Below are 23,196 nucleotides of genomic sequence, written 5' to 3'. Positions count from 1 at the left end.
TTGGGCTTATAGCTTTTCGGCCAGGAACCGCGCCGTGTGGTTGGTATCCTTGTGGGCCAGCATATCCTCGGGCGTGCCCTCAAACAGCAGGTGGCCACCATTGGTACCACCCTCGGGGCCGAGGTCAATAATCCAGTCGGCGCACTTGATGATGTCCATGTTGTGCTCGATGATAAGCACCGAGTTGCCTTGCTCAATCAGCGCGTTGAGGGCTTTGAGCAGTTTGGCAATGTCGTGGAAGTGCAGGCCGGTGCTGGGCTCGTCGAAGATGAACAGGATTTTGTCCTGCTGCAGCGTGGCGCCCTTGGTCAGGAACGAGGCCAGCTTCACGCGCTGGGCTTCGCCGCCCGAAAGTGTGTTGGCCGACTGTCCCAGCCGGATGTAGCCCAGGCCCACGTCGTCGAGCGGCCGGAGGCGCTCGGCTACCTTAGGCTGGCCCTTGAAGAACTCCACGGCGTCGGCCACGGTCATTTCCAGGATGTCGTCGATGCCCTTGTCCTGGAATTTCACGTCCAGAATATCCTGCTTGAACTTGCGGCCACCGCAACTGTCGCAGGTCAGGTAGATGTCGGCCATGAACTGCATTTCGATCTTGACCTGACCTTCGCCCTGGCACACTTCGCAGCGCCCCCCTTCGATGTTGAAGCTGAAGTGCGACGGTTTCAGGCCCCGGGCTTTGGCCAGCGGCTGATCCGAAAACAGCGTCCGGATGGCGTCGTAGGCCTTCACGTAGGTCACCGGGTTGGAGCGGCTGCTCTTGCCGATGGGGTTCTGGTCCACGAACTCGACGTGCGAGACCTGGCCCTGCACGCCCATCAGGCGGTCGAACTTGCCGGTGGCTTCACCGGCACCGCCGCCGAGCTGCTTGGCCACGGCCGGGGCCAGAATGCGCTTCACCAGCGTCGATTTGCCCGAGCCCGATACGCCCGTTACCACAGTCATCACGCCCAGCGGAAACTTGGCGTTGACGTTTTTGAGGTTGTTTTCCCGGGCCCCGGTTACCTCCAGCGCGTTGCGCCAGGGCCGCCGGATCTGGGGCACTTTCACCTCCATAGCGCCGCTGAGGTACTTGCCGGTGTAAGTCGTGGTGTTCTTGAGAATCTCAGGATAAGTACCCTGGAACATGAGGTGGCCACCGCCGGAGCCAGCTTCGGGCCCGATGTCGATAATCTGGTCGGCTTCCTCCATCATCTTCTCCTCGTGCTCCACCACAATAACGGTGTTGCCCAGCTTCTGCAAGGAGCGCAACACGCCAATAAGCTGCTCGGCGTCCTTGGGGTGCAGGCCGATGCTGGGCTCGTCGAGAATGTACATGGAGCCTACCAGCGCCGAGCCGAGCGAAGTAGCCAACGAAATACGCTGACTTTCGCCGCCCGAGAGCGTGCTGCTCAGGCGGTTCAGGGTCAGGTAGCCCAGGCCCACGCGGTTGAGGTAGCCCAGGCGGTTGGTGATTTCCGTGCTCAGGCGCTCAGCTACCTTCATTTCGTGCTCAGTAAGAGCCAGATTCTCGAAAAAATCGAGGGCCTTGCTGATGGGCAGCAGCACAATATCGGTAATGCTCTGGTCCTGGATTTTGACGTACTGGGCATCCTTGCGCAGGCGGGTGCCGCGGCAGTCGGGGCAGGTGGTGCGGCCCCGGTAGCGGCTTTGCAGCACGCGGTACTGGATTTTGTGGGTTTGGGTGCTCACCCACTTGAAATACTCGTCGAGGCCGTCGAAATACTTGTTGCCTTTCCAGAGCAGGGTGCGCTCGGCTTCACTCAGCTCGTTGTAGGGCCGGTGAATGGGGAAATCGAAGCGGATGCCGTTTTTGAGCAACGGCTTGAGCCACTCGCTCTGCTTGTCGGTGCGCCAGGGAGCAATGGCGCCCTCATACACCGTCAGGCTCTTGTCGGGAATCACCAGGTCCTCATCAATGCCCAGCACCGAGCCGAAACCCTCGCAGGTCTGGCAGGCGCCGTAGGGGTTGTTGAAGCTGAAGAAGTTGACGTTGGGCTCCTCGAACACCACACCGTCGAGCTCAAACCGGTCGGAGAACGTGCGGGTTTCATTGTCCATCCGGACTAGGCAAGTGCCGTGGCCCTCGAAAAACGCGGTTTGCACCGAATCCGAGAGGCGGAACTGCATGTCTTCGTCGCCGGGCCGGATGACGGCGCGGTCAATCATGATGTAGACGTCGCCCTTCACCTCGGGCTTGCCTTCGCCAATTAGGTCTTCGATAAAGGCCGTTTCGTCGCCGTTTACCACCACCCGGCTGTAGCCTTTCTGCAAAAGCAGATCCAGCTCCTTACTCATAGGCCGGCCATCGGCCGAGGGCAGCAGCGGGGCCAGCAGCGTCACGCGGGTGCCATCTTCCAGGCCAAAGAGGTAGTCGACCACGTCAGCCACCGAGTCTTTGCGCACCTGCTCCCCGCTGACGGGCGAAAACGTGCGGCCCACGCGGGCAAAGAGCAGCTTGAGGTAGTCGTAGATTTCGGTGCTGGTGCCGACGGTGGAGCGGTTGTTTTTGATAGAAACCTTCTGCTCAATGGCAATGGCCGGCGAAATACCGCGGATGTAGTCCACGTCGGGCTTGTCCATCCGGCCCAGGAACTGGCGGGCGTAGCTGCTCAGGCTTTCCACATACATGCGCTGCCCTTCGGCGTAGAGCGTATCGAAGGCCAGGCTCGACTTGCCCGAGCCCGAGAGGCCCGTGACGACGATAAACTTATTGCGCGGCAGGGCTACGCTGAGGTTTTTGAGGTTGTGCACCCGGGCATTCTTGATCAGAATGAACTCGCGCGGGTCGAGCTGGTCAATCGGGTCGGCCGCGGGGGCGGCTACTTGTAAAGATTCTTTGGCCATAGAAAGGTTAAACAGCCGAAGCAACCGGGAAGGTTTCCGCTGCGGCAATTAGACCTACGAAGGTACGGCGGATTGACAGCCGAAGACGAGACAAGCCAAAGAAATTACTGCTCCCACCGACTGCTATTACCGCCGCACGCGTCGCTCAATTTCCCGGGGCAACCCCAATTCGGCCACCGGAATAGAGTACAAGTCTTCGCGCACAATCGTGTCGCCGTTGCGCTCGGTACGGGAAAAGTAGAGCGTGCGGCCATCAGCCGACAAAGCGGGGCAAAACTCACTGCCCGCCGTATTCACTTTGGGGCCCAGGTTGTAGGGTTGGCTCCAGCCTTTGCCCTGCCGGTAGCTTAGGTAAAGGTCGGTGCCGCCGAAGCCGCCGGGCCGGTCGGAAATGAAGAGCAGCAACTGGTCGTTGGCCGAAATGAAGGGGTTGCCATCCGAGCCGGGCGTATTCAGGGCAAGCGCCTGGGCTGGCTGATACTGCCCGTTTTTCAACCGGGAAGCGTAGATATCGGATTTGCCCGCCCCCCCGCGACGGGTAGAAGTGAAATACATAGTGCCATTGCGGGCTACTGAGGCGTATGATTCACTGGTCGAGTCCTGGGAAACGCCGGCCACGCGCCGGGGCTCCGACCAGCCGCTGCCGGTGCGCTCCACCACCCACACGTCGAAGTTGGGCCGTTCGGTAGCTGAGTTGTCGTAGGGCCGGGTGGAGTTGAAATACAGGCGCTGGCCATCGGGCGAAAAGATGGGGTCGATGTCGCGGAATGGGCTGGCAAAGGGCACCAGCGTGGGCGTTTGCCAGCGCCCGGCCACCCGCTTGGCCTGCATGAGCCGCAAGCTAGTGCGGGTGCGGTCTGAGTCGGTGAAATAGGCTTCGGTGCCATCATGGGACAAAGCCAATCCAAAAACGCCGCCGTCGGAGAGCGTGTCGGGGGCAAAGGTTCTGGCCTGGGCCTGCCCTGCTCGGGGCATCACCAGTAAGAGCAAGCTGAACAGAACGGATAGCAGGGAAAGACGCATTGTCGCAGGTTAAGCAGTTCAATATAAGCCATAGACTATATTATTGCTCCCGGGGCTGCGCGGCCCCCTTCGCCAGCTTCGGGCGCCGGCAATAACGATAGAGTGAGCCGTGCGTCTTAAGCGGCCCGGCTCAGTACTATCGGCGGCCAATTTCGGCTTATCAGTCAGGTGGTTATGGCAATATCCAGCGGCGGATGAGCCAATATGCAGGCCCTGACTATTTCAATATAGAATTGCATTATACGACACCAAAAGTCACCAAAGGGCAATTATTATAACTAGTAACAATACAATTGAATAAGATATGCGCAAACACATTAAAATCGAGATATACAAGCTAAATAAATCTATAGCACGTCATTAAACCGCATACTCTTACTGATTACTAGCTCACTAGATACGGGCCAAAAAGTTAATCATAACTGCATAGTACAAAAATAGAAAAGTGCTTGTACCTTTGCGGCCCCTTAGAAAAAAGGGATTTTTCCAACAACCGCTTATTTATGAGTAACTTACGTTTACGCCATCTGGTGCTTTTGCTCCTGACGCTGCTGTCGGCGCGCTGGGGCATGGCGCAGAGCACCACCGCTGCCATGGGTGGCAGCATCACCGACAAGGATGGAGCCGAACTTCCGGGGGCTACCATCATTGCCATTCACGGGCCGACCAACACCCAGTATATTGCCCCTACCAACTCGGAAGGCCGCTACAACATCCAGAACATGCGCGTTGGCGGGCCGTACACCGTGCGCGTTACCTACATCGGCTACAAGGACATCAGCCGGGAAGGGGTGTATTTGAGCTTGGGCCAGAACCTGCGCCTCGACATCAACCTGAACGAAGCCACCCAGCAGCTGAACGAAGTGGTGGTAAGTGCCCGCCGCGACGGTATCATGAACGCCAGCCGCATGGGTTCGGAAACCCGCATTTCACGGGAGCAGATCCAGCGCCTACCCACGCTCAGCCGCTCGTTGAACGACTTCGTGCGCCTCACGCCCCAGGCCAACGGCGGCGGGAGCAGCTCGATTGGTGGCGCCAACAACCGCTACAACAACATCACCATTGACGGCGCCGTGAACAACGACGTGTTTGGATTGGCCCCCAGCGCCACGCCCGGCGGCCAGGCTGGCACCCAGCCTATTGCCCTCGATGCCATCCAGGAAATCCAGGTGGTAGTGTCGCCCTACGACGTGATGCTCGGCAACTTCACCGGCGGCGGTATCAACGCCATTACCCGCTCGGGCTCGAACGATCTGTCGGCCTCGATTTACGGCTTTGGCCGGAATCAGAACACCATTGGCAAGAGCGTAACGGAACCCCGCACCAAGGCCGACAAGTTTTCGAACTACCAGACCGGCTTCCGGGTGGGCGGCGCTTTGGTACGCGACAAGGTTTTCTTTTTCCTGAACGGTGAAATTGCCCGCGCCAGCACCCCGCTGGGCTTCACGCCCGGCACGTCCGCGTCGAGCATCAACCCCACTACCCTGGCCGGCATTGCCGCCTATGCCAAGCAACGCTACGGCTACGAGGTGGGCAGCGCCGATGAGGAAGTGCTGCGCACGGAAAGCAACAAGGTATTTGCGCGCCTAGACTTCAACCTTTCGGACAACAACCAGCTCACGCTGCGCCACAACTACGTTGAGGCCTTCACCGACAACATTACCCGCTCGTCCATCAACTTCCGCTTCGGCAACAACGGCTACCGCTTCAGCAACGTGACCAACAGCTCGGTAGCCGAACTGAACAGCCGCTTCGGCCGCTTCTCCAACAAGCTGCTGCTCAGCTACAGCCGCATCCGGGACGGCCGCGTGACGCGCGGTGCCCTGCTGCCAGCCTTCAGCATTGCCGACAACGGCAACACTTACCTGTTTGGCACTGAGCGTAACTCGGCCCTCAACAGCCTGAACCAGGACATTGTGGAAGTAACCGACAACCTAACGGCCACTTTCGGCAAGCACACCTTCACGCTGGGCACGCACAACGAAGGCTTCAAGTTCCGCAACTTGTTTATCAGTGACGGCAGCGGTGCTTACACGTTTACATCGCTGCAAAACTTCTACGCCGACAAGGCTACCCGGGTACAGGCGGCCTACGCTACCTCCGGCGACGGAGCAGCGGCTTTCAAGGCTATGCAGCTCGGCTTCTACGTGCAGGACCAGTACTCGCCCATCCAGAACCTGCGCCTGACGGCCGGCTTGCGCCTCGACGTGCCCGTGTTTGTGGATAAGCCGGCTTATAACCCGCTGGTAGAAAACCAATCAGCTTTCGATAAGTACGGCGACCTGAACACCCAGAACGTGCCCAACGGCCAGCTGCTGTGGGCACCCCGCCTGGGCTTCAACTATGACCTGAACAACGACGCCAAAATCCAGGTGCGCGGTGGTACGGGTATTTTCACGGGCCGCGTGCCCTACGTCTGGATTGCCAACAGCTACTCCAACAGCGGCATGATTCAGGGCAACCTGGACATCAACAACACGTCGTACAACACAAGCAACCCAGCTACGCCGAAGTACCTGTCGACGATTGAAACCAACGTGGACCGGATTCCGACTACCTACAGCGCTGGCGCTTCGAAAACCGCCCAGATCAATGTGCTGGCCAAGGACTTCAAGCTGCCCCAGGTGTGGCGCTCCAACCTGGCTGTGGATTTCCGCCTGCCCGGCGACGTCATTGCGACGCTGGAAGGCGTGTACTCGAAGACGCTGAACGACATCTACTACCAGGATGCTAACCTGGCTGCCCCCATCGGCAACCTGGCCGGCCCCGATAAGCGCCCGGTATACGCCAGCGGCGCCGCCCGCCGCGTCGATGCGAACTTCACGAACGTGTATGTGCTGAAAAACACCGACCAGGGCTTCCGCTATAACCTGACGGGCCAGCTCCAGAAGCAGTTTGGCGACGGTCTGAACACCTCCGTGGCCTATACCTATGGCAAGTCGAAGGAAGTAAACAGCGGCTTCAACACCACGGCTTCCTCGAACTTTGGCTTCAACCAGATCATCACCGACCCGAACAACCCGGAGCTGAGCTTCTCGCTCAACGACCGGCGGCACCGGGTGCTGGCCACGGCCGGCTACACCTTCCATTACGCCGGCGATAAGCTGGCCACGACCATCTCGGCCGTGTACGAAGGCTTGTCGGGCCAGCCGCTCACCTACGTGTACGGCAACAGCACCGACCTGAACAGCGACGGCAACAACGGCAACGACCTGTTCTACATTCCGCGGGATGTGCGCGACGTGAACGAAATCAAGCTGGTGACGACCGACACCCGCACGCTGGCCGAAGTACAGGCTCAGCTGGATGCCTTCATCAACAACGACGACTACCTGAGCAAGCACCGCGGCGAGTATGCCCAGCGCTTCTCCTCCCGCCTGCCCTGGACGCACCAGCTTGACCTGCGCGTAGCCCAGGACTTCAACTTCATGGCCGGTGGCAAGAAGAACACCATCCAGGTGACCTTCGACATCATCAACGCTACTAACCTGCTCAACAACGACTGGGGCCACCAGTACTCGGTGCAGAACAACGCCATTGAGCTGCTGCGTGTGGAGTCGACCGGGGCCGGCGTGCAGCCCACCTTCTCGTTCCCCAAGAACATTGCTACCCGTAGCAACCCCTGGGACGTATCGTCGTTGGCTTCGCGCTGGCAGGGTCAGCTTGGCGTGCGCTACATCTTCAACTAAGCACGCGGCTTGCTACCAAGCTAACAGTACCCGGGAGCGGGCGGAGAATTTCTCCGTCCGCTCTTTTTTTGTACCTGGCCAGCTGCCGCAGCCCCACTCCTTATATAGTAGGTCGCGCCCCCGCTACGAGGCTGCTGCTGCGGCCCACCAACGACGCGGTTGAGGGCAGCTATAAAGCTGGTGCGGCGGGCCGGAAAGTACAGGGCAAGCCGCGCAGAGCTGGCACCAAGCTTCATATATGAATTATACAATACTTAATCCGGACCCGCGCAGTCATTTTCAGGAAGGAAGCTGTCGGGTCGGATGCGGCCCGGCTTTGGGCCTGGTGGTGGGCGGCTGCTACGGTCCAGCTCCTGAATCTTCTGCGGTGAGTCTCACGTAAATTTGGTATTTTCGAGGCATTTCCCCTCTGTACACGGCCTCAAACCGTTTATAAGTTGCACTTTATGAATAAATATTTACACGCTGTAATCATAGCGTTACTGCTTTTTTGGGTACCTCTCACCGCTACCCGCAGCCTAGCGGCCAGTGGCGAGCCCGCTCCTTTGAGCGGGCAGTGGAAAGGCCAGCTGAAGGTGCCTGGTGGCAGCTTCGAGCTTATTATTACCATTGTGCCCCTCACCGGCGGCAGCTACTACGCGGCCCTGGATATGCCCCGGCAGAAAATAAGCCGCATGCCCGTGGAAATGTCGCTCGTTAAAGAAGATATTTCCCTCAAGATCGAGCAGGCCGGCAGCCGTTTCAACGGCAAGCTCAGCAGAGACCGGAAATCCATGACGGGTATCTGGGAGCAGCCGGGTCTGAAGGAAGAGGTGAAGTTCATTCAGGGTCCGGCGGCGGTGGTTAGCGCCCCGACCTTTAAGCCCGCGCAGCCCTACAAGACCGAGCAGGTTATCATCACCAACAAGGAAACCGACCTGTGCCTGGGTGCTACCGTGACGACGCCCAACGGCAACGGCCCTTTCCCGGCCATCGTGCTGGTGTCGGATTCGGGTCCGCAGGACCGCGACGCAGCCCAGCAGGAAGACTACCGCATGTTTGCCATCCTGGCCGACTACCTGACGCGGCACGGCATAGCGGTAGTGCGCTACGACGACCGGGGCGTGGGTAAATCGGGGGGGAGATACGCCGCCGCCACTACCGTAGACCTAAAAACGGATGCTGAAGCGGCCATGGACTACATGCGCAGCCACGCCCGGATTGACAAGAAGAAAGTGGGCATGATGGGCCACGGTGAGGGCGCCAACATTGCCCTGCTGGCCGCCACCGAGCCCAAAGGTCCCGACTTCGTGGTTTCCCTGGCCGGCTACGGCATGCCGGGCCGCGACATTCTGCGCCGTCAGCAGGTGGATATTATGCGCATGATTGGGGGCAATGCCACCCAGGTAGACGCGGCCCTGAAGCTGCACGACAAGATGATCAGCATCATTCGGCAGACGCCGAACAGCAACCAGGCCCGGGGCAAGCTCGCGGCCATGATTCGGATGAGCAACGTGGAAATTGACCCCAACATGGCCCGCGCCCGGGCAGCTCAGCTCGTTTCGCCCTGGTACCGCTACTACCTCGACTTCGACCCCAAGCTGAAGCTGCCGGCCGTGAAATGCCCCGTACTGGCCCTCAATGGCGTGGAAGACCTACAGGTAGCGGCCAGCAAAAACCTCGCAATCCTGCAAAAAGGCCTCAAAGCGGGCGGCAACCGCCATGTGAAAGTATACAAGGTGGCCGGCGTCAACCACGCATTTCAGCCCGACGAGTCGGAATGGCCGCTGGTGAATGGTGAGCAGCAGCCTAATTTCTCCCCCAAAGCGCTGGCGCTGATGCAAACCTGGCTCGATCAGTACGCCCGGCCCAGCGACAAAATCATTACGCCCCGCTCGAATCCCAAGCAGGATTTGAAGAAAGTATCCAAGAGCACGGCCCAGAACTCGGGCAAATAAGCAGGCAAAACCCCGGCGGCCCCGCCGATAAGTTCTCGGCCGAGAACTTATCGGCGGGGCCGCCGCTTTATAGCTTATCCATGCCCACTCTGCTCACCGACCTTGAAGATTTGCTGTCCTTCGGCATGCTCAGCGCCCACACGCTGGATATTCTGCAGCATAAGTATGGGGTGAGCGAAGGAGAATTATTCTCGGCCGTAACCAGCGTGGTGCGGCGGCGCCGGGAAGCCGAACTGCCCGAAATGCTGCGGGAGCTGCGCCAGAAGCGCCAGCTTCTACTCACCGACGCCCGCGTGTGCCGGCACTGCGGCGAGACGATTGGGGCCCGCGCCGCTATGCGCCACCTCTGGCAGGTGCACGACATTGTGGCCCGCACCACCTGGCCGGCGCACTATTCGGCGTCGGCCTTTGCCGTCCCGGCGGGCAGCGCCGCCGACCTTACCGATACAGTGAAGCCCCTTAACGCCCGGCGCTACCTCGTGCGCAGCCGCGGCTACACCATCATGATTGTGAGTGAGCGGGGCCTGAACCACCGCTACCGCACCGTCGACCTAAAGCGCGACAACCAGCGCCAGGGCTTCCGGCAATGCCTGCGCGGCACCTTTATTCTGGTCCCGATGCGGGCGTAAGGGTTGCGGCTTTGTGTCAAATCGTACAACTGGCGCTAATGGTTTGCCTCACCCCCAGCCCCCTCTCCGAAAAGGAGAGCAGGAGCCACAGATGCGCAGGACTCCCTTAATTTAATAGCATACAAGAGACCAATACATCTGTAGCAAAATCGGTGTCCCCTCTCCTCTTTCGGATAGAGGGTCAGGGGGTGAGGCGCAACGCCAGAACAATACGCGTACGTCCGCGCACCCATATAAAGCAAAAAGCCCGTTCGCAGCTGCGAACGGGCTTTTTCAATCGGGGCAAAAGACCTTACTCCTTCACCAGCTTCTGCTGCTGCACCGACTCACCCAGTTTGGTGGTGAGCAGGTACATGCCGGTGGGCAGAGGTGCCAACTCGGGCAGTGCTACCGTAGTCGAGCCGGCAGTGAGCTTCACGGTGCGGGCCAACACGGTGCGGCCGGCCAGGTCTACCACGCGCAGCTCGGCCACTCCGGCTTTCGGCGCTTCGATGCTGATTTCCAGCTCCGAGCTACGGAAGGGGTTCGGGTGAGCCTGCACCTGCAGCTTGGCTTGTTCCAGCATCACGGTGGCTACGGGCGAGTAGGCCGTGGTGCCGTCGACATCAACCTGACGCAGGCGGTAGTAGCGCAGGCCACCGGCGGCGGGCAGCTGGGTATCGAGGTACTCGTAGCTGCTGGCGCTGCTCGTAGTGCCTTTGCCCTGTACCCGTCCGATTTCCCGGAAACCGGCTTGCGGATCGTTGGTAGCCTCCACGGCGAAGTAGTGGCTGTTGCGCTCCTGGGCCGTGTGCCAGCGGACGGCCACCGCCTTGCCTTGCAGCGTGGCGGTGAACTTGGTCAGCTGCACGGGCAGCGGCGTGGCGGGGCCGTTGAGGTAGAACTCCGAGAAGTGGTCCGTTACCGTGACTTCGGCCACGAAGTACGGCTCAGTATCCACGGCCGTAGTCGTAGGTGTGAGCAGGCGCACTTCGGTGGCTGGGCCGCTGAGCGTGTTGTTGCTCAGCACACAGTCCTCGTTCGGGCCGCTGTACTGGGTCAGGCGCAGGTCGGTGAGCTTCTGCACGTCGTTGGCGTCGCCGTCGTTGGCCGCTTTGAGGCGGTCAAACTCGGTTTTCAGACCGTAGAAACGCACATCCACCGAGCCGCCCACAAATGGGTTCTGCGCCACTACGTGCCAGTTGCGGTCCATTACCTCCATGCTGTTCATGGAACGGGCGGGACTGCCTTCCATTACGCTGAACTGCACGGCCACCTTGCCCAGGGCGCGGCCCCGGTCGTTGATGGCGGCTACCACCTTGCCGTCCTTGTACAACCGCTGCCACTGGCCGGCGCCGGTGCTGACGATAGTATCCGTCACCAGGCACTGGTTATGCACCAAATCGAATACTTCCAGCGCGTCGTCGATGACGGTGTAGGTGTCGCCGACGAGCTTCATGGCCTCGCGGTTGTCGGTGCTGTCGGTGGCCAGGGTGAAGAAGTCGTAGCGCACGCCGGGCTCCCCTACGAAGGTGTAGGAGTTGCCGGAGAGGCGGGCTTCAACCTGCTCGAAAGCGCCTTTATCCCGGGCCACGTACAGCGCGTAGCTGCGCAGGCCCGAGCCGTTGGGGTCGTCGCCGCCGGTCCAGCTCAGCTGCACCGAGGTGCTGGCCTGGCGGACGGCCAGCGTGTTGACGTGGCTGCTCGGGGCGGCTCCATCGAGGATGTTCCACCACCTGTTGGTTTTGATGGCCCCGTTGGAGTCGAACACGATGCTGGCCTGCGACGCCAGCGTGTCGCCGGTGAAGGCATTGGCCGAGGCGCTGATGAGGTAGTTGACGAAGCCCTGGCCGCGGCCGGTGGAGTCGTTAATCAGCAGGAAGCCCTTGTTGGGGTCTTCCGGCGCGAGTCCGGTGGCGGGGTCAATGGTTTCCATCTGCCACAGCAGGCGGCGGTTTACCACGTCGATAGTACCCAGCACGCGCACGTCGTAGCCGAGCGAGTCGGGCATATCGAGGGTGCGGGTGTAGGTCGAGGTATTGGCCGGTACGTCGAAGCTGAACTTGCCCCAGCCGAAGGAGCCCACGCGGAACGAGCGGGGCTCGTAGGCGCTGCTCAGCGGCACCTGCACCCGCACGACCTGGGCCGGCGCGGTGGCAATCAGCGGGTCATTCTCAAACTGCACCTGGTAGTTCAGGGTCTGCTGCACGCCCACCATCTTGCGCTTGCCGAGCCCGTCGGGGCCCACAATCAGGTTGGGGTCACTGGAGCCTACTACTTCGGTGCACGAGAGGCCGCGGCCTTTGTAGGTAAACACAATCGAGTCGGCGCAGCCAATCAGAGCACTGGGGTAGCCCACGGCACTGAACGGATCCGGCCGGAACGAGCGGGGACACTCGGTGATGCCATAGTCGCCGCAGATGCCGCCGGGGATGCTGACGGTTTCCGACTTGGCCGTGTAGCCCGTGCGGGCGTTGCGGCCAATCCAGCTCTTATCCAGCAAGCCGGCTTTCGAGTAGTAGTTCTGCAGGCTGTCCTGCCAAGCCACTTGGTTGGTAGCCAGGGCCACCACGCCGGTCGGGTACTGGGCCGGCTGGGCCAATACGGCCTGCCGGTAGCGGCTGATGTGGTCCAGGGTCTGGCGCGAATACCATTCCTCGGTCATAGCGGCCTGGTTCCAAACGACGGGGTACTGACCCACGCGCTGGGGCGTCAGGCGGATATTGACCTGAATAACCTCATCCGGCACCAGATCCTGGGCCACGAAGGGCAGCACCTCAGTCAGGCCGTCTTCCAGGCGGTTGTTGGGCGTATTAGAGCCCGCGCCGGCGTGGAAATCCGACTTCTTGCGCACGTTAGGCGTGTGCGTGATGACGGGGTTGGAGCCAGACGGCAGGTTGTACTGGAACTCCCAGTAGGGCACGTCCACGTTGGAGGTGTTCTTGAGGAAGTACGTCCAGTTGCCGCTGGTACCGGCCCGGATGGTCTTCGGAATGATGGTCGCGAAGTCCACCGACAGGGCGCGGCGGGGCTCCACGGTCAGGCCATTGGTGAGCTGCACGCGCTTGGTGCCGTTTTCGGCCACCACGTTGTACTGACCCACGGCTACCGAGTCGAGCTGCCAGCGCAGGGTCAGCTCCACACTGCTGCGGAACTTAAGCACCCGGGCTTCGGCTACCACCGTTGGGCTGGTGCCCTTGGTCAGGTAGAAGCGGGTGATGCCCTTGCGGAAGCCGGCGCCCAACACTTGCGTAGTCACGCGGCCCTGGCCCACCCGGTCGGCGGTGATGGAGCGCACCTGGAAGCCGAGGGTATCGGCGTACAGGGTGGCCGTTTGCAGACCGGCGTACACGTAGGGCGTCTTCACCAGGATGTAGTAGGGTCCGGCCTGGGTGGTCGGAATCAGCAGCTCCTGGTTGGGGCTCACCTGGTCGGTGTAGATAAAGTCGTAGCTAGCGGGCGTGGGCACGCGGTTGTGGGCCACGTACACCTCGTTTTGACCAAACGGCTGGTTACTGGTCAGCTTGAGCAGCATGTCCTTGTCCGCGCCCGGCGTCACCTTATAATACACCATCGAGTCGAGGTCGAGCTTGAAGGCGGTATTGGTGCGCAAAGCCAGCTCATCCACGCCGATGTTCAGCGAATTGCCGGCGGCCAGCACGTTGTTATTGTTGGCCGGGCCTTCGTAGATGTCGTCGAAGAGGTTGGTAGCCATCAGCCCGTTGTAGGTACCGGGCTCAATAGCCTGCACGTGGTTTTTCACCACGCCGGTAATCGTCTGGTTGGGCTGAATGGTCAGGTTGCGGGTGCTGGAGGCAAAGAGCTTGTCCACGGCGCCGTCCACAACCAAATCCTGCGAGAGGAACAGGCCGTCCTTGAGCAGACCCACGGCGGGGTTGGCACCTTGGTTTTTCACCGAGTAGTGCACCGTCATGGTTTCGCCCAGCTTCTTGTTGCCGGGCACGGCCACGGCCGTTACCACCAGGTCAGCCGGTTGCGGCACCCGAATCAGCAGGCTGCCCTGCTCGATGTTGTTGAGCTCCTGCTCGTGCTCGTACACCGTGCCGTACTGCACCGCTCCACCCCACAAGGTTGTGGGCGAGTAGCCGTTGCTCTGAGAGTTGTCGGCCACGAGGAAAATGTAGTAGTTGCCCGACAGATACGCCGGCACCGTCACGTTCAGCAGCGTCGAGTACGAAGCGCCACCGGCCAGGGTACCCACCCGGTTGTAGTTGCCGATGCGGGTAGCACCGTTCACGGTGGGAGCCGTATTCACGTAGATACCGTCGTTCCAGTTGCCTTCCAGCGTGGCGCCGGTGCCCTGGTTTTTGATGGCAAACGGAATCTGCACCTGCTGCCCGGCCACGACATCGGTCGGGAAAGTGACGGACTGTACCACCAGGTCGGCGGGCGGTGTGAGCGTGATGGGCAGCGCCACCGTGCGCACGTTGTTGGCCAGGTTAGTATCAACCAGCACCGGGGAGCTGGTGTAGCCGCAGCTCCAGCCGTTACGGTTGCCGGTTTTGGCAATGACGTAGAAGCTGCCCTGCAAGCCGTGCGGGAGCTTCACCGTGGCCTGGGCCGCGTAGCTGCCGCCTACTGCCAGCTCGCCGTTGCGCTGCACCGTAGAGAGGTTCAGGTCAGAGGCATCCAGCACGTTGTCCTTGGACAGGAACACTTGGTCGTACCAGCCGGTAGCCAGCGTGCGGAATGCGCCCTGGTTGTCGACGGTCCAGTTTACCTGCACCGACTGGCCCGAGTAGGCCGCGCCGGTGGTCGTCAGAGCCGTCACGCGCAGGTCGTCGGAGTAGCGGTAGGTGAAGGCCACGCGCTGCTCGTTGTTGGTCTCGAAGTCGTACTCGTACACGCTGCCGTTGGCGTCGGTTTTGAGCACGAGGTCGTACTCACCCGGGTCTACCCAGCGCGGAATCGTAAGGGTCATCGAGCCAGTGTAGGTCTGGCCAGGAGCCAGCGGACCGGTGTGCGAAACCGTGCCCAGCGTGGTGCAATAGGCGTTGCCGCCGTTGCGCTGGTGCAGGTACACCACGTCGTTCCAGGTGCCAGTGGCATTGCCCACGGCGTTGCTGGTGTTACGGATAGTGTAGTTCACCGTGAAGGTTTCGAAGGCATCCACGGTGCTTGGGCCCGTGAAGGCAGCCGGGGCCAGGTCGGCATAAGTCAGGCCGATGGTAACGGGACTGGCCGAGCGGATCAGGTTGTTGCCTTCGTAGGTGTACTCGAACACGTTGCCGCCTTCCTTATTCTGCACGAAATCCGCCTTGCCGTACACGTAGTACTGACCCGACATACCGTTGGGAATGTTCAGAGCAATAGTGCGCCGGTAGTGGTGGTTCGGGGCCAGCGTGTCGCCGTTGAAGACGTTGTAGACCCCGATTTCGGTGGCCGTAGCCGGGTTGAACGTGGCGTCCTTGCTCAGCCAGAACTTATCGGCCCAGTAGGTTTCCACCGGCACGTTCAGGCCGGTATTGCGCACGTCCCAGGTGATGTTCATGCTCGTACCCGCCAGCGTATTGGCCGGCACCGACAAGCGGAACGGGGCCAGATCAGCCGGGGGCCGCAGAATGATGTTCACCGCTACCGGGGCGTTGGCGTTGTTGGTCGAGGCGGTTTCAAACACGGCGTTGTTGGCGTCCGTGTACACGTAGAAGTAGCGCGTGCCGTACTGCGTGTGCGGAATCCGCAGGTTCACCGTGCGCTGGTAGTAGCCGCCGGGCAGCAGGGTATCCGTCACCGTCTGGGAACCTAGCAGCAGGGCATTGGGGCCCAGCGCCAGTTGGGCGGTGTTGGCGGCAATGTTCTGAATGGTATCCGGCGAAATGAAATACTGATCTACGCGGGGCACCGTGCTGGCCACTGTGCCGCGGTTGTACACCCGGTAGCGCAGCTGCACCATTGAGTTGCCCACCGAGTTGTCGGGCGGCGACACGAAGTTTTCCACCGCGAAGTCCGGGGTTTCGGGCACGATGACCAGTACCCGGTCGGCGGCGCGGCGGCGGTTGTTCGTCTCATTCGTTTCCGGCAGCTGACCGTAGTCATCGGCTTTCACGAACACGTAGTAGCGGCCGGCCTGCGAGTACGGCACCGGGAAGGTAGCCGTGGTAATATACGTGCCGTTGGGCTGCAAAAAGGTAGTATTGCCCCGGGCTCCAACCACCGTAGCGGCGCTGCTGAAGGTTGAATCCTGGGAAATATACACCCGGTCGCTCCACTGCTGGGCCAGCGTGCTGCCGGCGCCCGAGTTGGTTATGTTCCAGCTCAGCTCCATGGTCTGGCCGGCGTACACGGTATCGGGCACCACGATGTTGGTGACGCGAATATCGGGCAGCTCTCGCAGACGGAAGGTCTGAACTGGTCCTTCGGTACGGCCGCAGGGCGTCACACTTACCACGCGCCACTTGTAGGGCTGGCCGTAGGGCAACGCGCCGCTGTAGGTATAGGCCAGCGTGTTAATGTTAGGCACTGTGGCTTGCGTAGGCTGAGTGCCGGCAGCCGGCCAGATAAACAGCTCATACGAAGCCGCGCCCGTAGCCGGAGCCCAGGAGAAGGAAATTGGCAAACTCAGGCCGTTGGAGTTGTCCACGGGCTGCATCTGGCTTACCATGCCCGGCGTGGCCGTGTACGGATTGATGCGCACTTTCTGAGTGAACGTGTAGGAGCAGCCCGCACCGTTGGTCACCGTTACCGAGTAGGTCGTCTGCACCGTTGGCGTGGCGGTAATGCTACTGGTCGTGGCACCCGTGCTCCAGACGTAGGTAGCGCCGGCCCCGGCCCCCGTTACGCGCAGCGTCACGCTTTGGCCCGCGCACACCAGCGAGTCGCTGGCGGCAAAGACGGGCTTGGGCAGCACTTCGATAGTCTGGGTAGCGGTGTTGGCGCAGCCGCTGCCGTTAGTGTAGGTGTAGGTCAGCGTGTGCAGGCCCGGGCCGGCCGCAGCCGGATTGAACTGCCCACCGGTTACGCCCGGACCGCTATACGTACCGCCCGTAGGCGCGCCGCCCGTGAGGGCAAAGGCGGCCGTTTCGCGGCACACCGGACCCGGCACGGCGAAAGTCACGACCGGCAGCGGGTTCACCGTAATGGTCTGCGTTGCCGAAGCCGGGCAGCCGTTCTGGTTGTAGCTGTAGGTGATAGTATGCGTACCCACGCCCGCCGTAGTCGGCGTGAAGTAGCCGCCACTCACGCCGGGGCCGCTGTAGGTGCCGCTCACCGGCGAGCCACCGGTCAGCAGTACGCTGCCGGGGTTGGCACACACGGCCGCAAAGGGCTGCAGGGACACCGTCGGAGCCGGCGTTACGGTGATGGTCACCTGGTCAGTGCACACCTTCGAGCCCACTTTGACCGTCACGGTGTAGGTGGTCGTCATCGTGGGCGCTACGGAAATGCTGGCCGTCGTTTCGCCCGTGCTCCACAGAATAGTGCCGTTAATGGGCGTGCGCAAGGTCAGGTTTACACTGGTTCCGGAGCACACCGTCTGGTTGTTCTGCACGATATCGGCGTTGGGCAGCACCACGTAGGTGCTATCCTTCTGCTGGCAGGCACCCATCACGGTCACCTTGTACCAGCCTGGCGTGCTCACACTGATGCTGCGGGCCGTGGAGCCGGTACTCCAGAGGTAGGACGAAGCTCCCGCGCCGGCGTCCAGCGTTGCGCTGCTCGCGCCACAGGCCACGGCCGTGGTATCGGGCAGGTTCAGGGGCAGCGGCGGGGCAATGCTGATGGTCACCTGGTCGGTGCAGCTGTATGAACCGGCCTTCACCGTGGCGGTGTAGGTGGTCGTTATGGTGGGCTTCACCGAAATGCTGGCCGTCGTTTCGCCGGTGCTCCATCGGATAGTGCCGTTGGTCGGGCCATTCAGAGAAAGCGCTACGGTAGTACCCGTGCACACGGTCTGGTTGGCCTGGGCAATATCGGCACGGGGAATCACCACGTAGGTGCCGGCCGTAGCCGAGCAGGAGCTGCTGCTGCTGTTGGCTCCCGTCACCGTTACCGAGTAAGCACCCGGCGTGGCGGTGGTGATGGTGCGCGTCGTAGCGCCGGTGCTCCACAGGTAACTACCGAAGCCGGCGCCGGCGTCCAGCGTCACGCTGGTTGCGCCGCAGGTGGCAGCCGTGGTATCGGGCAGGCTTACTACGGGGCCGGGGGTAAACAGCACCCGCGTCGTGTCGGTGCCTACGCAGCCGCCGGCGCTGGTCACGTCCACGAAGTAGCGGCCGGCCGTATTCACCGTAATCGACTGGGTGGTTTCGCCGGTGTTCCAGCGGTAGGTGCTGCCGGCACCGGCCGCGGCCGACGTCAGCGTGACGGGCTGGCCCGAACAGGCCTGCAGGGTATCCGGCAGGTTGGGCTGAAACTTGGTGGGCGCCGTGATGCTGAACGGGTGGGCGTAGGCCAACGACGGTTTGCCATTGGCATCCACCGCCGACACACGCAATACGTAGGCACCGGCTTCCGTCAGGCAGAGCTGGGGCGAGAAGGTCACGTCCACCTTATTGGCCCGCGTGGCCACCGGCAGCACGTAGGTTTCGGGCGCCGTCACGGCCGTCGTGCCACGCATTACCTGGTATTGGAGCTTGGTAATGAGGGGGGCCGGGCTGCTCGAGCCGTCTGAAGTCACCTTCAGGAACGTCTGGCTGTGGGTCAGGCTCCAACGACCGTTGGCATCCTTTACCCGCACGTTAATGGTATGCACGCCACCCGCTACGGCGCTCAGATCCAGCGTCTGTACCTGGTCGATGCTCTGGCCGGGCGTGACGCTGATGGCCGTGCCGCGCCCGTAGCCGGGGTCGGTATCGAGGTAGTATTCGGCCCGGGTGATGTTGGGCGCGGTACCGCTCCCACTATTGCTGCCCATTTTCAGGAAGCTTTGCGTGTGGGTCAGGCTCCAGTGCTTGTTGGCATCCATCGTGCGCACGTTGATGGTGTGCACGCCCGGCGTCAAGGCACTCAGGTCGAGGCTGTAAGTGTGGTCGATGCTGGCGCCGGAGGTTACCGGCAGCGCGGTGCCCCGGCCCAGGCCGGGGTTGCTGTCGATATAATACTCGGCCCGGGTGATGTTGGGCGCGGTACCGTTGCCGCTGGCGTTGCCCATCTTTAGAAACGACTGGCTGTAGGTCAGACTCCAGTGCTTGTTGGCGTCCCGCACCCGCACATTGAGAGTGTGCACGCCGGCTGGCAGCGCGCTCAGGTCCAGGGTATACACCTGGTCGAGCTGCCGAGTGGCTGTTACGGGCAGGGCCGTGGCTTGGCCCAGGCCGGGGTCAGTATCCAGATAGTACTCGGCCTGGGTGATGTTGGGCGGTGTACCGCTGCCGGAGGCGGTACTCGATTTAAGAAAGGAGCGCACCAGCGTCTGGCTCCAGCGGCCACCCTTGGCGTGTACCCGCGCATACAGCGTATGAATGCCGGGCGTGGCGGCCGAAAAGTCGGCAGTAAACGTATGGTCCTGCGCGGCGGCAGCCGCCGGGAATAGTACGCGGGTACCGCGCCCGTAGCCGGGGTCGGTATCGAGGTAGTATTCGGCGTAGTCGAGGGGCTGTTGAGCCCGGGCAGCAAAGGCGGCTCCCAGCCAGGCCAGTAGCCACAGCAGGGTAACGCGCCCCAGCCAGCCGGGGACGAGAAGTCGTCGGTGTATCATTTATCCTGCGAAAAATCGGGATAGGACGGAAACCGACCTTAGTTGTGTGCGTTGGCCTTGATGCGGATCTGCAGCGTGCCCGAAGCCGGCACAATCGAAGGCTGCGAAAACGACCAGATAGCCGGAATTGGGGGCAGGCCGCTCAGGATGTAGGGCTCGTTGCCGCCAAACATGCCGCACTCTTCGCCATTGATACCCGCACCCAGGGCCGGCGAGCCGGCTTTGAGCTTCCACTTGCCATCCGTGGAGCCCGTGCCCACGAAAACGTTGGTCATCGTCACATTCTGCACGTTGCCGTTGCCGGCCGCAAACTGGGTACCGTTGCACAGATTGTTGTTGTACGAGTTGCCGGTGCCGCTCACCGAGCCGCTGTTCATGATGTTGTTGTACACGAACGAGTTGTAGGTCGTGATACCCGGGCCGTTAATAACGTTCTGGGCCACGTGAATGACGGCAGTAGTAGAGCTGCTGATGCCGCTGGAAAAGATGTAGTTGTTGGTGATAAAAACGTTGGTGCAGCTCGAGCCAACATAGACAGCGTAGATGTAATTCTGCGAAACAAAGACGTTGCTGACACCCGTGCTGATATAGTAGCCGATGTAGGCATAGCAGTCCTTATTGCGCCGCATCACAATGTTGCTCGTCCGGATATCGCACGAAACACCTTCAAAGCCCATTACCTCTGACCCCTGCGAGCCAGGATTTAAAACGATGTTGCTTAGCCTTGCCGTTTGGGTCACCACCTGCGTTTCCGGGTTTTCGTTCAGGAAATAGCCTGGCCCAATCATGACCAGCTTCTTAGTTAGCGTGGCGCTACCGTAGTCCGTGGCCGAGCCGTTGAAGTACAGCGTGTCGCCGGAGGCTACGCTGCTGCTGGTAACGGCGGCAGTAGCCGTAGTGAAGTCGCCGGGGGTGCCGGTGTTGTTGTCCACGCGCCACACTTTGGCTTCGGCGGAGGTGGCAATCAGCATAGCGGCGGTAAAGCAGCTGCAAAGGAGAGTTAGGATTTTTTTCATGGAGCTTGAAATGATTGAAACTGAAGAAGGTGCTACCGCGTAGTACACGGTTCGGCACAGTCAAAAGTAAATCGGCCCCTTGCCCCTCACAATCGCCAGAAGTGGGTATTTTTTATATCGTATCTTTTTATTACAATACGCCCGCAGGCAGTATATCCGACAAAGCGACTTATCATTTATCTGGTATTACACGGTTCTGAGCAATAACCAGCGCCACTCAAAAGCGCAGCCCAATCTGCAAGCCCGGCCACAGCCGCACCAGCGTCTGGCCCGTCTTGGTATCGAGCAGCAGCAGCTGGTTTTTGCCGAAATCAGAGTTGGTGCCGCCCCCGTCATTCTCATACAGTCCCAGATTCAGCGTAGGCGAAAGGACTAAGCCGAGGTGGCCCTGGGGCTCGATCTGCCACACCAGAGAAGGCCGCAGTTGGGTATAGGAGAGCAGCGTACCCTCGGTGCCCGGCTGCTTGAGCAGGTACCAGTCGAGCAGGTCCAGGTTCCAAGAGAAGCGCCCGTGCGGCCGGCTGGCCGTGCCAATACCGAAGCCGGTAGCCCAGTGAATACGGGTACCGAAGGGCTGAGTGGCAGCCGAGAGAATGGTATAATACCGCGTCGTGCCCAGCTTCAGGGCCGCATTCAGGGGCAGCGTCTCACTGGCCCACACCTCCCCGTGCAGGTAGCCATGCCGCACGATGTTGATAATACCCAGCGTAACGCCGTCCACCGAATCGGCCACGTTGATGAGGCCAAACTGCACGCCTTTCACATGCTTGGCTACGTTAACAAGGCCAAACTGCATACCCGTCACGCGGCGGGCTGAGTTCAGCAGCGGAGCCGTTTGCAGGCCCCGGATGTCGGTGCCGGTAAGGTTGGCCAGGCCGGCAGCCTGCAGCAGCGGCCCGGGCAGCGACATGGCGCTGGGTGCGCTCAGGTGGCTGGCCACCGAGTCGGTAGCCAGCAGGCGTGGCAGCCCCAGCAGCTGACGGGCCTGCGTGGGGCGGCTGCCGCCGCGCCGGGAGCGGGCCGCGCCTCCCACCATATTCACGAGCCCGGCCACCTGCACACCCCGGGCATCGTCGCGCACCACGTTCAGCAGGCCGGCCGCCTGAATGCCTTGCACCGAGCCGCCCACTACGTTCAGCAGCCCGGCCGCCTGCACGCCCTGCGCCTCCGTGCCCGTGAGGTTCACAAGGCCGGCGGCCTGCACGCCCCGCATCGTGTCGCGCACTACGTTCACTAGGCCGCCTACTTCCGCGCCTCGCACCCCGGCCGAGTAGCCGGCCAGCACGTTCAGGGAGAAAGTATTGATGCTGCGGCCACTGCGCAGCCAGTTGCTACCCAATGGGGCCACAAAGGCTACCTGTGCCAGGTGCCGGTCGTAGGTTTTGGCGGCCACGGGCACGGGCACTACTACCGGCGCCAGCACCGTGTCCCGGCCCGGCAGCCCACTCTGGACGGTAGCCCTGCGCCCGGCCAGCGTGTCGCGCCTGACGGCCTGGGCCAGGCGGCGCGCGCCGTCGTGCAGGGGCTCTTTCAGGCCGGCCGTGGCTACTGTAATGGTATCGACCACGGCATTAGCTTTATCAACTACCTGTTCGGCACTTTTACCCACGGCCCGGCCGGTAAGGCGGGCCGTGCGGGCCACAGCACCAGTAGCCGTCTGGGCGGCAAGGCGGGCTTTTTCCCGCAGCCGGGCTAGTTTCGATTGCGCGGCCGGGGTTGTCGTGTCGGGTGCGGCGGTAAGGCGCCGAATAGTGTCGGCGGGCAGCGGCAGGGTTTGAGGTAGCGTAGCGGCCGGCGCCACCGGTGCGGCCGGCCGCTTTTGCAAGGTTGTAGGCTGGGTGCTGGCCGTCACCGTGCTAATACTGCCAACCGGGCGCGTTTTGTAGTTGGCCGGATTTACTCGTTTCGGGGACGTGCCGGCGGTTGCGCCCCGGCGGGCGGCTGGACCAACTTTGTGCATGGCTACCGTTTCAGCAGTTGGCGTAGCGCTGGAAGAAGGCTTGGGGGAGCTGACTGGAGCAAAAGGAGGTTTGTCGCCGGTGCGCCAGAGCACTATTTGGCTGCCGATAACCTGGTAGGAAACGCCCCGACTCTGAAACAGTAGCCGCAGCACTTCGCCCACCGGCCGGGCGCCGTTGGTGTGCAGCGTCACGCGCTTTTGGAGCGGAATAAACGTGCTGCTGTAGCTGAACGGCACCCCGCTCTGACGAGCAATATCGCGCAAAACCTGCTGCAGGGGCGCATCGGTAGCAGCCACGCTCACCCGGCGAGCCAGCAGGCTGGCCGAGGATTGAGCCCAGCTGCCGCCGCTAAGCAGCCACAGGCATACGATAAGACCAAACAGATACCGCATAGCGGCGGGAATGAGAGTTGGGAAGCGGGAAACAGCCAGCCGAAAGCTGGTTTTCAGCTCTTCAAGCCAGC

At 61.5% G+C, this 23,196-nt stretch carries 8 protein-coding genes; 3 read left to right on the top strand and 5 right to left on the bottom strand.

The annotated features are described in order from the left end of the window. Positions 1–6: 6 nt before the first annotated feature. Both uvrA and LGH74_RS16120 read right to left on the bottom strand, forming a co-directional pair. Positions 7–2,844, bottom strand: a complete 2,838-nt coding sequence (gene uvrA, locus LGH74_RS16125; protein WP_226177233.1) for an excinuclease ABC subunit UvrA — start codon at positions 2,842–2,844, stop codon at positions 7–9. A 126-nt stretch (positions 2,845–2,970) separates the two neighbouring features. Beyond that, positions 2,971–3,867, bottom strand: a complete 897-nt coding sequence (locus LGH74_RS16120; RefSeq protein WP_226177232.1) for a TolB-like translocation protein — start codon at positions 3,865–3,867, stop codon at positions 2,971–2,973. Positions 3,868–4,370: 503 nt separating this feature from the next. Here LGH74_RS16120 and LGH74_RS16115 point away from each other — a divergent pair. From LGH74_RS16115 to LGH74_RS16105, 3 genes are all read left to right on the top strand, one after another. Then, complete coding sequence (locus tag LGH74_RS16115) at positions 4,371–7,556, top strand: TonB-dependent receptor (RefSeq protein ID WP_226177231.1); 3,186 nt, start codon at positions 4,371–4,373, stop codon at positions 7,554–7,556. A gap of 446 nt (positions 7,557–8,002) precedes the next feature. Then, positions 8,003–9,493 carry an alpha/beta hydrolase family protein gene (locus tag LGH74_RS16110; RefSeq protein WP_226177230.1) on the top strand — a complete coding sequence of 497 codons (1,491 nt, stop codon included), beginning with the start codon at positions 8,003–8,005 and terminating at the stop codon, positions 9,491–9,493. A gap of 80 nt (positions 9,494–9,573) precedes the next feature. Next, entirely contained in the window at positions 9,574–10,122 is a 549-nt protein-coding gene (locus LGH74_RS16105) for a hypothetical protein (RefSeq protein ID WP_226177229.1), read from the top strand. A gap of 292 nt (positions 10,123–10,414) precedes the next feature. Here the strand turns inward: LGH74_RS16105 and LGH74_RS16100 are convergent, their stop codons facing one another. The 3 genes from LGH74_RS16100 to LGH74_RS16090 form a co-directional block, all read right to left on the bottom strand. Continuing rightward, a complete protein-coding gene (locus LGH74_RS16100; protein WP_226177228.1) occupies positions 10,415–19,756 on the bottom strand; it encodes a CARDB domain-containing protein in 9,342 nt (3,113 codons plus the stop codon). Positions 19,757–19,794: 38 nt separating this feature from the next. Next, positions 19,795–20,727, bottom strand: coding sequence for a hypothetical protein (locus LGH74_RS16095; protein WP_226177227.1), 933 nt, complete (start codon positions 20,725–20,727; stop codon positions 19,795–19,797). A gap of 262 nt (positions 20,728–20,989) precedes the next feature. Beyond that, complete coding sequence (locus LGH74_RS16090; RefSeq protein ID WP_226177226.1) at positions 20,990–23,125, bottom strand: LA_2272 family surface repeat-containing protein; 2,136 nt, start codon at positions 23,123–23,125, stop codon at positions 20,990–20,992. Between the last annotated feature and the right edge of the window lie 71 nt (positions 23,126–23,196).

It is taken from the genome of Hymenobacter lucidus, assembly GCF_020447265.1.
Classification (GTDB): Bacteria; Bacteroidota; Bacteroidia; order Cytophagales; family Hymenobacteraceae; genus Hymenobacter; species Hymenobacter lucidus.
This window is presented reverse-complemented; position numbering and strand designations above follow the sequence as displayed.

What these genes read in the sequence shown, in the direction of transcription:
- uvrA (WP_226177233.1), bottom strand. Translation starts at nt 2,844, where the DNA reads ATGGCCAAAGAATCTTTACAAGTAGCCGCCCCCGCGGCCGACCCGATT.
- LGH74_RS16120 (WP_226177232.1), bottom strand. Translation starts at nt 3,867, where the DNA reads ATGCGTCTTTCCCTGCTATCCGTTCTGTTCAGCTTGCTCTTACTGGTG.
- LGH74_RS16115 (WP_226177231.1), top strand. Translation starts at nt 4,371, where the DNA reads ATGAGTAACTTACGTTTACGCCATCTGGTGCTTTTGCTCCTGACGCTG.
- LGH74_RS16110 (WP_226177230.1), top strand. Translation starts at nt 8,003, where the DNA reads ATGAATAAATATTTACACGCTGTAATCATAGCGTTACTGCTTTTTTGG.
- LGH74_RS16105 (WP_226177229.1), top strand. Translation starts at nt 9,574, where the DNA reads ATGCCCACTCTGCTCACCGACCTTGAAGATTTGCTGTCCTTCGGCATG.
- LGH74_RS16100 (WP_226177228.1), bottom strand. Translation starts at nt 19,756, where the DNA reads ATGATACACCGACGACTTCTCGTCCCCGGCTGGCTGGGGCGCGTTACC.
- LGH74_RS16095 (WP_226177227.1), bottom strand. Translation starts at nt 20,727, where the DNA reads ATGCTGATTGCCACCTCCGCCGAAGCCAAAGTGTGGCGCGTGGACAAC.
- LGH74_RS16090 (WP_226177226.1), bottom strand. Translation starts at nt 23,125, where the DNA reads ATGCGGTATCTGTTTGGTCTTATCGTATGCCTGTGGCTGCTTAGCGGC.